Consider the following 12,191-nt stretch of genomic DNA (forward strand, 5'->3'; position numbering starts at 1 on the left):
GGCTCGGAACTCGGCAGGAAACGGTTTCGGCACGAGATTGATCCTTCCAGCAAGGACGAATCCTCACAGGTCAGGAGTCAACCAAACTGGGGGCAGTCCCCTACAAGGGTGACGAGCACCCGCTGTTCGTCGTAGATGCCCGGACCCGAAGCGGACACTCCGGAGCACCCTCATTCCTGCAGAGCCGGCACTTCGCCGAAGATCCCGGGGGATCAGGTGCGATCACGCCACCGCGTGGTCGGCATCTGCACCGGCCGGGTCAACCCGGATTCGAATCTTGGATTCGTTTGGTGCATCGGTGAGCTTGACCGGTTGATCGAGGCTGAAAAGCGGGCAGAGAGGAGCACCTCATAGGCCCGGCCCTCCTAGACACACGCGGAACCCGCGACTACAGGGTCGCGTAGGTTCTTAGAGAATCAAGTCCAAGAACCTACGCAGCGTTTAACGAAAGCCGTCATGTCTCAGGATCAGAACACAGACGTTCCACCGAATCACCTCTCCATCGATCCGCGGAGCGCCTTCTATAGCGAAGAGGCGCTCCGCCGCGACGTGGGTATTCGCTTCAATGGCGTCGAGAAAACCAATGTGCACGAATACAACGTGGCCGAGGGTTGGGTGCGGGTGGAAGTCCCTACCGCCAAGGATCGCCGCGGAAATCCGATGGTCGTCAAGCTCAGCGGCACGGTTGAACCTTATTTCCGCCTAGCAAACTAGCCGACGCCGTCGGGTTACTGGCGCGGTTGCTCCAACGGTTGGAGCGATTGTCAAGAGTTGTGGATGAGCGTGGTGGGGGCGTGGATTGTTGTCATCCGTCCATCCGCGACACAACCGGTGGGACCGTGCCGCAACTTGGTAGGTGATGCGTTGAGGTCAGCGGTGGGCGGATGCGGCGAGTTGCCAGCGTCGGGGTGGCTGGCCGTGGTGGCGGTGGAACGCGGTGGCGAACGCATACACAGAGCCGTAGCCCACGTGGGAGGCGATCTGTTCCAGGGTTGCGTCGGAGGTGAGTAGCAGGTCGCGAGCTAGCGTCATGCGCCAGTCGGTGAGGTACTTCATCGGTGTTTGTCCGAGTACTTGCTGGAAGGTGCGGGCAAAGGTGGCGCGAGACATATGAGCGAGCTTGGCGAGTTCATCGACAGTCCAAGTTCTTTCGGGCTCGCCGTGGATGGCGTGCAGCACCGGTGCCAGACGGGGATCTGATGCCGCGCGGAACCACGCCGGTGGGTTTGGGCTGCGGCCCAGTCCGGCTCGAAGCCCGAATACGACCAGCACGTCGAGCAGCCTGTCGAGCACCGTCTGCCTTCCTGGCTGCTCGTGCAGCATCTCCCGAGACAGCAGCGCGACCACAGCGTGGATGGGCTCATCGATGCTTGCGGGCAGTGACAGCACCGGTGGAAGGGCATCGACCAAGCCCTGCCCGATGTCGCCGGTGAAGCGATAGGCGCCGCACACAAACACCGAGACGCGATCCGATGAGCCGATTTCAGCGGACTCTCGCAGCGAACGAAAGTCTTCGTGTAGCACGCACGGCGCACCCGGCTGGTGGGCGATGAAATGATCCGGGCCACCACGCACCAGAGCCAGGTCGCCTGGTCGCAGCTCGACCGGGCTGCCCATCCCGTCGACCCAGAGCCACGCGGCACCTTGGACGACAGCGTGGACGGCCAACTGGATCGCACCCGGTAACCGCAATCCCCACGGGGGCGCCGCGACGGATCGCGCGAAGACGCCGCCCGAAGCCCGGGCACGCACGAGATGCTCTTGGAGTAGATCCACGCAATGAGCGTCTTGCACAAATGAATGAGTGTCAAGATCATTGAAACACTCATCCGACGCCATGAGTATGGAGTCATGAACAACATCAACGAACGTCCGGTGTTGGTGCTCGGAGCCACCGGTAAGACCGGCTCACGGGTGGCGGCCAGACTGTCACGCCAGGGGACAAGTGTCCGAACCGCTTCGCGGCATGGCAGTACGTCCGATTCGACTGGGACGACCCCACGACCTACGCCCCGGCACTGGACGCAGTCAGAGCTGTCTAGCTGGTCGCACCGGTCATGCGGATGGACTACGCGGGGATCGTCTCCGACTTCCTCGACCAGGCCGAGCGTGCCGGGATCGGCCACGTGACTTATCTCAGCGCCTACGGCATGCAACACGCCCCAGCCGAGTTCGCGCTCCGCGCCGTCGAACTCGACCTGCTGTCCTGCTCGGCGCTGACTCACTCGACCATCCGGCCGGGGTGGTTCATGCAGAACTTCAGCGAGACCTTCCTGATGCCCAGCAACGGCGCGATCGTCGTGCCCAACGACGACGTGCTGACCGTCACCGGACGGCCACCGCTCAGCTTTACCGACTTCGCGGCACGGGCCGCACTCGCGTGGAAGTAGTTCCACCCCAACCAAAGTAAGGAATGTAAACGATGACAACTTCTATTGCGAACCTGCAAGACTTCGCCGCTCTCGACCCGTTCTTCGGAATCATTGAGCAAGGATTGCAGGGTCTTGTCGATCCGGGGCATTTCTTCGACCTGATGGCCGAGGACGTGGTCACCGAGTACGTGATCACCGTGCCCGGATATCCGTCACGTATCGAGGGTCGACAGGCTCTCGCCGAGCTCTACCGCCCGTACGGGACCGCGATCCAACTCGACCGCTGCTTCGATCTGGCCGTCTACCACGACCCGGCCAAGGGTGTCGCCGTCCTCGAATATGCCTCCGAAGGCCATACCGTCGATGGAAACCGCCCCTACGCCAACCGCTTCATTTCGGTGATCACCCTGCGCGACCGGGAGGTCGTGTACTGGCGCGATTACCTCAACCCTATCGCCGTATTCAATGCACTCGGATGGCCCGCAAGCTAATCGCTTGCGTCTGTAGGACTTGGCCTCGTCGTGCCACTGCGCCGTGGGCTGGGTGATCGTCATCGCCGACAGACCGGCACCCGAGCCCAGGAACTGCTGAAACGCAGGTCCGAAATCGCTGGTCGACAACCTATGCAGGTACAGCAAGGGGGGTACCTCGGTCATCTGCGGAGACTTGCGTGCCCACGGCGGCAAGATCGCCGAACAAAACCACTGCCGCTCAACGGTATCGGGGTCAACCCGGCGGTCGTTGACCGGCGGCGCTTTGGCCGCCACCGCGCCGGCGGCTGTCACCACGGGGACGGAGCGACGTTGATGGAGTTCGCTGTTGTTGGCCCGGCCGGTACAGCCAGCAGCTACCCATTGTCCTGTCGATCTGAGCTGCGGGGCCGTGCCGCACACATCTGAAACCTCCGCAGCGGCAACAGGATCCCGACAACGCCGTTAACAAGTGCTGGGTACTGGACTGTCCACGGTCAGTGTTTGTGCGACTTCGTCACCAAACTCAGCCCGTTCGAGTCTGCGCTTCAACGTGGTGAGAAATCGTGCTGCGTCGGCTCCGTCGATGAGTCGGTGGTCGTAGGTGAGGGCGAAGTACGCCATGTCGCGAATTTCGATGGTTTGAGTGCCATCCTCGTTGGTGCCTACCGTGGCCCGCGCCACGACTGCACCGGTGCCGAGGATGGCGACCTGGGGTTGATTGATGATGGGGGTATCGAAGAGGGCTCCCCTGGATCCGGTGTTTGTGACGGTGAAGGTGCCTGCGGCTTGGTCGTCGGGACTGAGCTTGCCTGTCCGTGCGCGATCAGCCAGAGACACTGTTGCAGCGCCGATCTGAGCAATATTGAGCGTGCTCGCGTCCCGGATCACCGGTGCCAACAAGCCGCGGTCGGTGTCCACGGCGACGTTGAGATGGATGGAGCCGTGATAGGTGACGGTTTCGCCGTCGGCCGCGATAGAGGCGTTGAGCGCAGGGAATTCTGCGAGGGTGTCGATGGCTGCGCGCAAGAAGAACTGGGTGAAGGAGAGTTTAATTCCATGAGCGTCCAAGAACGCCGATCCGTATTGCTTTCGCAACTCGTTGATGGCGGTGACGTCGGCTTCGATGACGGTGGTCAATTGTGCTGATGTGCGCAGAGATTCCACCATTCGGGTGGCGATGACGGTGCGCAAACGGGTGAGCTTTTCGGTGCGGTCCGCTCGTGGCGTTCGGCCGGGCGCCGAGAGTGCAGTGGTGGGTAGGTCCACCAGTCGAATACGGCCGCGGTGGCCTGTCCCGCGCAGGTGTTCAGTGTCCAACCCCCGCTCGCGGATACGCAGGCTGACCAGGGTGCTGAGGTAGAGATTCGTGGCCGTCAGAGGGTCGCCCGGTTGTATTTGCGGGGCGCGGTCGCGAGCCGGTTGGGATGCCGCCGCTGCGGCCAGGATGTCGGCCTTGCGGATGCGGTTGCCGATGCCGCTGCCTTGGATGCCGGAGAGGTCAACACCGTGCTCGCTCGCCAGTCGGCGGACGAGGGGGGTGACGTAGGGCCTGTCGACGGTGCCGTTATTGGATTGTCCGCCATCAGGTTCGGCTATCGTGTGCGTCACTTCAGGAGCTGAAGCTGGCGGTATGGGAGTGGTAGCCTCGGGCGCGGCGACGCTTTGGTCGATGACAGCCACCTTCGCCCCGATGAGCAGCACCTGGCCTTCCTCGGCCAGCACTTCGCTCAGTCGCCCTGATGCGGGAGCGCTGACTTCGGTGTCCACTTTGTCGGTGGACACTTCGAGCAGTGGGTCTCCCTCCTGCACCTGGTCGCCGGGAAAGCACAGCCATCGACTGATGGTGGCTTCGCTGACGCTTTCGCCGAGGTCGGGCAAGGTCACTACAAACGGCATGAGTGTGTTCCTCGTGATCGGTGGGCCCAGCGAGGGCCGGCAGTGGCGGCGTGGACGGGTGACGCGGTAACTGCGATGGGTATGCACATTCGCCGCGCGGGCCGGACGGTGTTTGGGCTAGATGAGGCTTGGTTCTGCCAGTTTGTTTGCGGCGGCGACGATGTCGGCGGCGCGGGGCAAGACAGCGGCCTGCAGCACGGGTGCTGAGGGCATGCGCAGGTCGTTGAGTCCGACCCGGGTGACCGGAGCGGATAGGAGGTCGAAGTGCCGTTCGGTGATGTGGGCGGCGATTTCGGCGCCGAACCCGGCGGTGAGATTGGCCTCGTGAGCGACCACGACGCGTCCGCCGGCGGCGCGAACCACCTCGGCGATGGCCGCTTCATCGAGGGGGCGCAGCCAGCGCAGATCGAGAACGGATGCACGGATATCGTTGTGCGCCAGAAGATCTGCTGCGGTGAGGGCTTCGTGGACCATGGACCCCCAGGTGATGATCGCCACGTCGGCTCCATTGCGGTGGATGCGCGCTCCGGCGGCGAGCTCGACCAGGCCGCCGACGGTGACGGGGCCAGCTTCTTGGTAGAGGCTGCGATGTTCGATGAGTATGGTCGGATCGGGGTCGGCGACGGCGGCGCGGGTCATTGCGTAGGCGTCTTGGGCGGTGGCTGGCAGGCCGACTTTGATGCCCGGGATGTGGGCGAGGATGGCTTCGATGCTCTGTGAGTGTTGAGCGCAGGAGCCGGGTGTGACGCCTTGTTGCATACGGACCACCAGGGGCGCGCTAAGCCGGGATCGGCTCACGTAGCGGACGTTGGCCGCCTGATTGATTATCTGATCGAGTGCGACGAAAAGGAAGTCGGCCCACATGATTTCGACGACAGGCCGCAGGCCCTCGATCGCTGCACCGACGGCTGCGCCGAGAATCCCGGCCTCCGCGATGGGGGTGTCGAAGATTCGGCGATCGCCATAGTCTTTGTGCAGGCCGCGGGTGACGCCGAAGATGCCACCGGCGAATCCGACGTCTTCTCCCCAGATGGCGACCTCAGGACGATTGTCCATTTCGGTGCGCAGCGCGAGGTTGATCGCGCGCAGATAGGTCAGGTCCTTGGCAGGTTCGACAGGACTGGTCGGTCTGTAGTCACTGCTGAGGTCGGGGGCTATGACGTGGGTGTACACATCGGCGACGGCGGGGTCGGGTGCGGTGCGCACCCGTGCGGCGATCTCATCGATCAGGGTGTACACCTGCTCGTCGATATCGTCGATCTGGTCCTCCGTCAGCGTGCCGTCGGCGAGGGCGCGCAGAATCAGTCGCGGCAGCGGGTCTGCGGATCGGGCGGCGTCGGCATCCTCTTGCGAGCGGTAGTGCTGAATGTCCTTGTTGTAGTGCCCAGATAGCCGCGCGGTCTTGCATTCCAACAGCACCGGTCCGTTACCGGCTCGACATTTCTCGGCAGCGTCGGCCACGGCATCGCGAACGGCAAACGGGTCGTTGCCGTCGACGACGTGGCTTTCGATGCCCAGGCCTTGGGAGCGTTCGGCGAGATCGGCGACACGGTTGATACCCGAGATGGCTGTCATCTCGGCCCAGCCGTTGTTCTCGCACAGGAAGATGACGGGCAGGTTGCGTGACGCGGCGAAGATCATTCCTTCGGTGGTGGCGCCCTGGTTCATGGCGCCGTCGCCGACGGAGGTGACCACCACCCGGTTAGTACCCAGGTACTGGGCGGCCAGTGCGACGCCGCCGGCGATGGGGACACCGGCGCCGACGATGGAGTTTTCGCCGAGGAAGCCATTGTCGGGGTCGCTGAGCAGGGGCGAGCCGGCACGGCCGCCGTTGACGCCGGTGCCGCGCTGGGCGATTTCGGCCATGAGTGCTTCGGGGTCGGTGCCGCAGGCCAGCGCCCAGCCATGCCCGCGGTAGGTCGAGAGCACGCGGTCCTGGTCGCGCAGGGCAGCCAGCGTTCCGACGGGGATGGCTTCTTGGCCCAGGCACAGGTGAATCGAGCCGGCGATGACGCCGTCGCGACCCAGGTCGAGGATCTGTTCCTCGAACCGGCGGATGGTGGCCATCTGACGGTAGGCGGCAGCGGGGGTGAAGTGCGGGGTGCTCACGTGAACTCCTGGTTCGTTGAGGCGACGACGCTGTGGTCAGCAGGTGGCTAGGTAAAGGTCAAAATGGCGCGGCCCCGGACGCGGCCGTGGGCGAGATCGTCGATGGCGCGGTTGATCTCGGGCAGGTCGTAGCGATCGGTCACCAGAGCGTTCAGGTCGATGTCGCCGTCGGCGCACCAGCGCGCAAGTTCTGGGATGACCGTGGCGATGTCGTCCGGGACACCGAGGCTGGCGGTCGCGGTCTTCTGCCCGATGAGTAGGTCGCGAGCGGAGACACCGACACCGGGCGCGGGGACCCCGACGATCACCAGCTGCCCGCCGCGCGAACGGCCGAGAACACCGCGACGCACTGTCGACAACGCGGTATCGAGGGTGGATTGTGTCGCCACGCAGTCGAATACGTAGTCCGCGCCGGTCGAACCGTCGGGTTGGGCAGTAATCTCCCGCAATGAGTGAAGGGGCTCAGCAGACGACGCATCGACGGTGTGGGTGGCGCCGAATGCCCGCGCGAGTTCGAGTTTGTCTGCTGAGACGTCGACCGCGACGATGAGTGCCGCGTGCGCGCGGCGGGCCGCGGCGATCGCCGAGAGTCCGACCCCGCCGGCACCCCACACGACCACACTGGTGCCTGCCCGGACGCGGGCGGTACGGGCGACGGCCGAAGCGCCGGTCAAGACGGCGCACCCCAACACGGCAGCGGCGTCGCTGGCCACGGCGTCAGGGATGACGACCACATAGCGCTGGTCGATCAGACTGTGTGTGGCCCAGGTGAACACCATCTCGTCGGTGCTGGCGTACTCGCCATTGCGCAGGGTGATTCCGGCGCGCCAAGGGGTGCCCTCACCTGGGCGCGGCACCCAGGACACCGACACACGGTCTGCCGGGGCGACGGCGGTGACGCCGGGACCGACAGCCTCGACGATGCCGCACGCCTCGTGTCCGAGCAAGAAGGTCTGCTGGCGCGCGGCGTGGATCTCGTGCAGTTGGCTGTGGCAGACCCCCGCCCCCAGATTGCGCACGAGGATCTGCCCAGGGCCCGGTTCGGGTAGATCGACCGTCTCGATCACGAGATCGGAGGTGCCGGCTCGCAGGACGGCTACCTGAGCTTCAGTAGGCATTTCGAGGGCTTCCCATCCTTACGTGACTGCGTAGGCGCAGCTCACAAATCGCTGGTAGATAGGCACCATAGCACTACATCAGCATGAGATGTAACACGTAAAATAGCGATATATAGAAAACCGTAGGCTGGCGCGGATGGCGAAGCGGGATGGGGGAACCGGCCGCGACTATGTATCGCTATTTTATGTATTCCATCGAATCGTGAGGCAGTGATAGTGTGCGTGCTCACACCGCCGGGATATCGTTCGTGGTGGCCGCTACCAGGTGAGGAACGCCAATGTTCACCGACTCTCAAACACAAGACACAGCCCCGCCCCGCAAGCTGATGGGCACCATGACTCTGGCCCTCATGGTTGTAGCCATGGCCTCTCCGGTCGGAGTGGTGGTGGGCACTGTCCCGCTCATGCTGGGCGTCGGAAACGGCGTCGGAACACCCGGCGCATTCGTCTTGATCGGCGTGGTTCTGGTCATTTTCGCGTTCGGCTACGCCGCGATCGCCCAGGCACTTCCGGCCGCCGGGGGATTCTTCGGGTTCATCCGTGCCGGATTGGGCGCCCGGGCCGGCACAGCCGCAGGCTTCGTCGCCACCACCGCCTACGCTGTGATCACGGTGTTTGTCGCCGCACTGCTGTCGTACTTCGCCAGCACGTTCTTCCGCACGCACTTCCATCTCGACCTCGACTGGGCACTATGGGCCGTCGTCTTCATCGCTATCGCCGCCGTGCTGATGTTCTTCGGTGTCAAGGAAAGCGCCCTGATCACGGCATGCTTCCTCACCGTCGAATTCGTCATCCTCGGGGCGCTGGCCATCGCTGTGTTCCTGCGTCGCGGGCCCGGCGCCTTTCCTCTGGAGAGCTTCTCCCCGGTGCATATCTTCAGCGGATCGCCCGGGTTCGCCCTCGCGTTGGCTTTTCTGTGTTTCGTCGGGTTCGAAGTGACCGCGGTGTTCACCAACCACGTCCGCAATCCGGAGAAGACCATCGGCCGCGCCACCATGATCGGCGTCATCATCTTGTTCACCGTCTTTGCCGTCGGCGCGTGGGTCGTCCTGGCCGGCCTGGGTGTCGACAAAGCCATCACCATCGCTCAGGGATCGGATTCAGGCCAACTCGTGCCGATGGTGGCCAGCGCCAACCTCGGGTCCTGGATGGGTCTCGTCTTCGAGGTGGTCTTGTTGACCAGCCTGTTTGCCACGCTGATCGTCGTGTTCAACACCACCGCGCAATACACCCTCAACATGGCACGCGCCTTGATGCCGGCCCGACGCCTCGCCCGCGTCCACCCCAAGCACGGCTCGCCGGCCAACGCCGGATTGACCCTGGCGGTCCTGCTTTCGGCCATTCTCATCCTGTGCCGGCTCGCCCAGTTCGATCCGTATCTTCAGGTCGCCGCCATCCTCGGGGTGCTGGGGTCGGTCGCCATCTTCGCCCTTGAAATCATGTGTGCCATCGCTATTTTCATGTACTTTCGGCGTGCCCATGATCACCGGTACTGGACGACTGGACTTTCACCACTGGTCGCAGCGATCGCGCTCGTCGTCTTCCTGGTCATCGTGCTGAGCAATTTCGCCGGACTCACCGGATCCACCTCAGCCGTGGTCACCTGGTCGCCACTGATCTACGTCGTCGTCGCCGTCCTCGGCTGGGTCATTGCAAGCCGACGCCCCGAACTCACTGACAACCAGGCGCTTACGACCGCGCCAGACCCCACGCTGAACCGTCCCCATGCGTCATAACGCGACGAGCGCGTCGCCGCATCACCGGTTGATGGCCCTCGCCTGTACGTCAGCCGACCCCGCCGGCATTTCTGTCATGGCCAGCTACGATAGGAAAGAAGTTCCCCATGTCCACTGACACCAGTACTACGTTCGCCTTCAGTCAGAATGGAACCGCCTCAGTGAAATGCGAGCCTTCGGTCGACGAAGCCGCGGCGAAGCTCGAACAATGGAACACCCGGCGGGTGCGGGTTGAATTCATCGATACCGACGGGCGCTTGCGCGGAAAATACGTCAACATCGAAAAGGCTCTGTCCAGCGGAGGTATCGGGCTACCGGAGTTCTTCTACGCTCTCAGCGTCGATGAGGGCGCCTACGATGTCCCGATCGCCAGCGCCGACCACGGCTACCCGGATTTCTTCGCTATCCCGGATTGGTCCACGCTACGTCGTGCACCTCACGAAGACGCTGTCGCTGTGGTTATCTGCGATGTGCGGACAAAGACCGGAGAGCCGGTCGAATTCGATGGGCGATCGGCGCTGCGGCGCACCTGTCACCGCCTCGCGAAGGCGGGATTTGATGCACTGATCGGCGTCGAGCTGGAGTTCTACCTCTACCAACTCGATGACGCCGCCCACATCGCTCTGCGCGAACAGTGCCCCACGCGTCTGGTGCCGGTCGGGCACACGAGGCAGACGTTGAGCGTGCACCGTTGGCCAGACCATGCCAAGTTCATTGAAGATCTCGACGCGGCTGTGGCCACCTTGGGTATCGAAATAGAGTCCTTCTCAACCGAACTCGGATACGGGATGCTCGAAGCAGCCCTGTCGCCGGTCCCGCCGCTCCAGGCAGCGGACAACGCTGCACGCTTTAAACAGATCTGCAAAGACGTGGCGCGCCGCAATGGGATGCTGGCCAGCTTCGTCGCCAAACCCGATATGCAGCAGGAAGGCGTCGGTGCGCACCTCCACCAGAGCCTGCTGCGCGAAGGCCGCAATGCGTTCTGCCCCGACGACGGCGTCAGCACCGGCATGTCGGAGACGTTCCGCCACTATGTCGGCGGCGTAGTCGCCACCGCGGCCGAATTGTCGGTCTTTCAGTGCCCGTTCGTCAACTCCTACCGCCGCCTGGACCCGAAGTTCTTCGCGCCCACCAACATCAGCTGGGGCATCGACAACCGGGCGGCATGCCTGCGGGTGATCACCGATTCCCGGTCATCGACACGGCTGGAGCACCGCCGTGGCGGTGCCGATTTCCATCCCTACCTGTCGATTGCAGCCAGCCTCGATGGCGGACTGCACGGCATCGCCAACCGCATCGAACCGCCGGAACCATCTGCCGGCGCCGCCTACGCCGACACCCGCGCTCAGCTTTTTCCGGCGACGCTGCGGGACGCGGCGGCGGCACTGCACGGTTCGACACTGGGGCGGCAATGGTACGGAAGCGATTTCGTGGATCACTACGCGGCGTCCCGCGTCTCGGAGGCCACCGCCTATGAAGCCCTTCGCGACCGATCCGTCCCCGATTGGGAGCTGGCACGGTACCTGGAAGTCACTTAACGAGGCTCCTTGCGCGAGTTGAGAATAGAGATGCAGCAACGCTGGATTCCTGTTTCGTTCCGCGTGAGCTTCACATTCGACCGCATCATGCCTCGCCCTAGCCGCCCCGCTACACATCAGACTTGCAGGGCTGCAACGAATTTAGACCGAACAGGAGTGCAATAATGAAGCCGCTCGTCGGAATCACCGGCCGCAGGCTCGCGGCAGGCGCCGTTGCCAGTTACCACCCGCGTTTCAGCGATCTGCACCTCGATGTCTACTGGTCAGACAACGGGCGCCGCGTCCATCAAGCCGGCGGGATCCCGGTCTTGCTCCCATTCGAGTCAGCCGATTCAGGAGTCATCGATCGTCTCGATGGACTGCTGATCACCGGCGGGCAAGACGTTCACCCCGATTTGTGGGGTGGGGACCCCAGCGTCGTCACCGAGGAATCCGACCCCCGCCGCGACGCCAATGTCCATGACCGCGAACGCGATATCTACGAAATCGCCCTCGTCCGTGCGGCTGTGGACCGAGGACTGCCCGTCCTCGGTATCTGCAGAGGAAACCAGGTCCTCAACGTCGCCCTGGGGGGAACACTGGTCGAAGATGTACCCATCGACGCGATCATCCACGCGGCCGAAGAAGCGCCGCCAACCTCAGGCCACGCCAATCACATCGTCCGTTTCACCACCGGTTCGCTGGCCGAATCGATCTACGGTCCAGAAACCCGCACGAATTCGCTCCACCACCAGGCCGTCAAAGAATGCGGCCCTGGCGTAGTCCCCGCCGGACGAACCAGCGATGGATCCATCGAGTCGATCGAACGCCCCGGCCTTCCTGTCCTGGGCGTGCAATGGCATCCCGAGTGGCACATCGATCTCGACCCGGTGTTCCCGTGGCTGGTCCATGCAGCGCACGAGTACCACCAGAGGCAGCTGAACACCGGCGTCGGCTCTCGGAGCTGAGC

At 63.7% G+C, this 12,191-nt stretch carries 10 protein-coding genes and 1 pseudogene; 6 read left to right on the forward strand and 5 right to left on the reverse strand.

The window, feature by feature from the left end; all coding sequences use genetic code 11:
* Positions 1-456: 456 nt before the first annotated feature.
* Positions 457-714 carry a DUF3297 family protein gene (locus tag H7J73_RS26275; RefSeq protein ID WP_264070710.1) on the forward strand — a complete coding sequence of 86 codons (258 nt, stop codon included), beginning with the start codon at positions 457-459 and terminating at the stop codon, positions 712-714.
* 156 nt (positions 715-870) lie between these two features.
* Here the strand turns inward: H7J73_RS26275 and H7J73_RS26280 are convergent, their stop codons facing one another.
* On the reverse strand, positions 871-1,776 hold the full coding sequence (locus H7J73_RS26280) for an AraC family transcriptional regulator (protein ID WP_264070711.1): 906 nt from the start codon (positions 1,774-1,776) through the stop codon (positions 871-873).
* A gap of 287 nt (positions 1,777-2,063) precedes the next feature.
* Between H7J73_RS26280 and H7J73_RS26285 the strand changes: the two genes are divergently transcribed.
* Together H7J73_RS26285 and H7J73_RS26290 are read left to right on the forward strand one after the other, a co-directional pair.
* The gene (locus tag H7J73_RS26285) at positions 2,064-2,390 is read left to right on the forward strand and encodes an SDR family oxidoreductase (protein ID WP_264070712.1); all 327 of its coding nucleotides are present in this window, start codon (positions 2,064-2,066) and stop codon (positions 2,388-2,390) included.
* A gap of 32 nt (positions 2,391-2,422) precedes the next feature.
* Positions 2,423-2,863 carry a nuclear transport factor 2 family protein gene (locus H7J73_RS26290; RefSeq protein WP_264070713.1) on the forward strand — a complete coding sequence of 147 codons (441 nt, stop codon included), beginning with the start codon at positions 2,423-2,425 and terminating at the stop codon, positions 2,861-2,863.
* Here H7J73_RS26290 and H7J73_RS26295 read toward each other — a convergent pair.
* The 4 genes and pseudogenes from H7J73_RS26295 to H7J73_RS26310 form a co-directional block, all read right to left on the reverse strand.
* Positions 2,858-3,193 (reverse strand): annotated as a pseudogene (locus H7J73_RS26295) (IS256 family transposase); the annotation flags it as partial. The gene H7J73_RS26290 and the pseudogene H7J73_RS26295 overlap by 6 nt on opposite strands.
* A 114-nt stretch (positions 3,194-3,307) precedes the next feature.
* Positions 3,308-4,741: a 2-oxo acid dehydrogenase subunit E2 gene (locus tag H7J73_RS26300; RefSeq protein WP_264070714.1), complete on the reverse strand. Its 1,434-nt coding sequence runs from the start codon at positions 4,739-4,741 to the stop codon at positions 3,308-3,310.
* Positions 4,742-4,858: 117 nt separating this feature from the next.
* Positions 4,859-6,850, reverse strand: coding sequence for an alpha-ketoacid dehydrogenase subunit alpha/beta (locus H7J73_RS26305; protein WP_264070715.1), 1,992 nt, complete (start codon positions 6,848-6,850; stop codon positions 4,859-4,861).
* Between the two features lie 47 nt (positions 6,851-6,897).
* Positions 6,898-7,968, reverse strand: coding sequence for a zinc-binding dehydrogenase (locus H7J73_RS26310; RefSeq protein ID WP_264070716.1), 1,071 nt, complete (start codon positions 7,966-7,968; stop codon positions 6,898-6,900).
* 350 nt (positions 7,969-8,318) lie between these two features.
* Here H7J73_RS26310 and H7J73_RS26315 point away from each other — a divergent pair, with 350 nt between their 5' ends.
* The 3 genes from H7J73_RS26315 to H7J73_RS26325 all read left to right on the forward strand — a co-directional run bounded on the left by H7J73_RS26315 (position 8,319) and on the right by H7J73_RS26325 (position 12,189).
* Entirely contained in the window at positions 8,319-9,704 is a 1,386-nt protein-coding gene (locus H7J73_RS26315) for an APC family permease (protein ID WP_264070717.1), read from the forward strand.
* A gap of 107 nt (positions 9,705-9,811) precedes the next feature.
* On the forward strand, positions 9,812-11,242 hold the full coding sequence (locus H7J73_RS26320; protein WP_264070718.1) for a glutamine synthetase family protein: 1,431 nt from the start codon (positions 9,812-9,814) through the stop codon (positions 11,240-11,242).
* 164 nt (positions 11,243-11,406) lie between these two features.
* Complete coding sequence (locus H7J73_RS26325; protein WP_264070719.1) at positions 11,407-12,189, forward strand: gamma-glutamyl-gamma-aminobutyrate hydrolase family protein; 783 nt, start codon at positions 11,407-11,409, stop codon at positions 12,187-12,189.
* The last annotated feature ends 2 nt before the right edge of the window (positions 12,190-12,191 follow it).

This window comes from Mycolicibacterium komossense (assembly GCF_025822605.1).
GTDB classification, from domain to species: domain Bacteria; phylum Actinomycetota; class Actinomycetes; order Mycobacteriales; family Mycobacteriaceae; genus Mycobacterium; species Mycobacterium komossense.

Coding starts and splice junctions, on each gene's coding strand:
- H7J73_RS26315 (WP_264070717.1), top strand. CDS start 8,319: ATGGTTGTAGCCATGGCCTCTCCGGTCGGAGTGGTGGTGGGCACTGTC.
- H7J73_RS26275 (WP_264070710.1), top strand. CDS start 457: ATGTCTCAGGATCAGAACACAGACGTTCCACCGAATCACCTCTCCATC.
- H7J73_RS26300 (WP_264070714.1), bottom strand. CDS start 4,741: ATGCCGTTTGTAGTGACCTTGCCCGACCTCGGCGAAAGCGTCAGCGAA.
- H7J73_RS26310 (WP_264070716.1), bottom strand. CDS start 7,968: ATGCCTACTGAAGCTCAGGTAGCCGTCCTGCGAGCCGGCACCTCCGAT.
- H7J73_RS26285 (WP_264070712.1), top strand. CDS start 2,064: ATGGACTACGCGGGGATCGTCTCCGACTTCCTCGACCAGGCCGAGCGT.
- H7J73_RS26290 (WP_264070713.1), top strand. CDS start 2,423: ATGACAACTTCTATTGCGAACCTGCAAGACTTCGCCGCTCTCGACCCG.
- H7J73_RS26325 (WP_264070719.1), top strand. CDS start 11,407: ATGAAGCCGCTCGTCGGAATCACCGGCCGCAGGCTCGCGGCAGGCGCC.
- H7J73_RS26320 (WP_264070718.1), top strand. CDS start 9,812: ATGTCCACTGACACCAGTACTACGTTCGCCTTCAGTCAGAATGGAACC.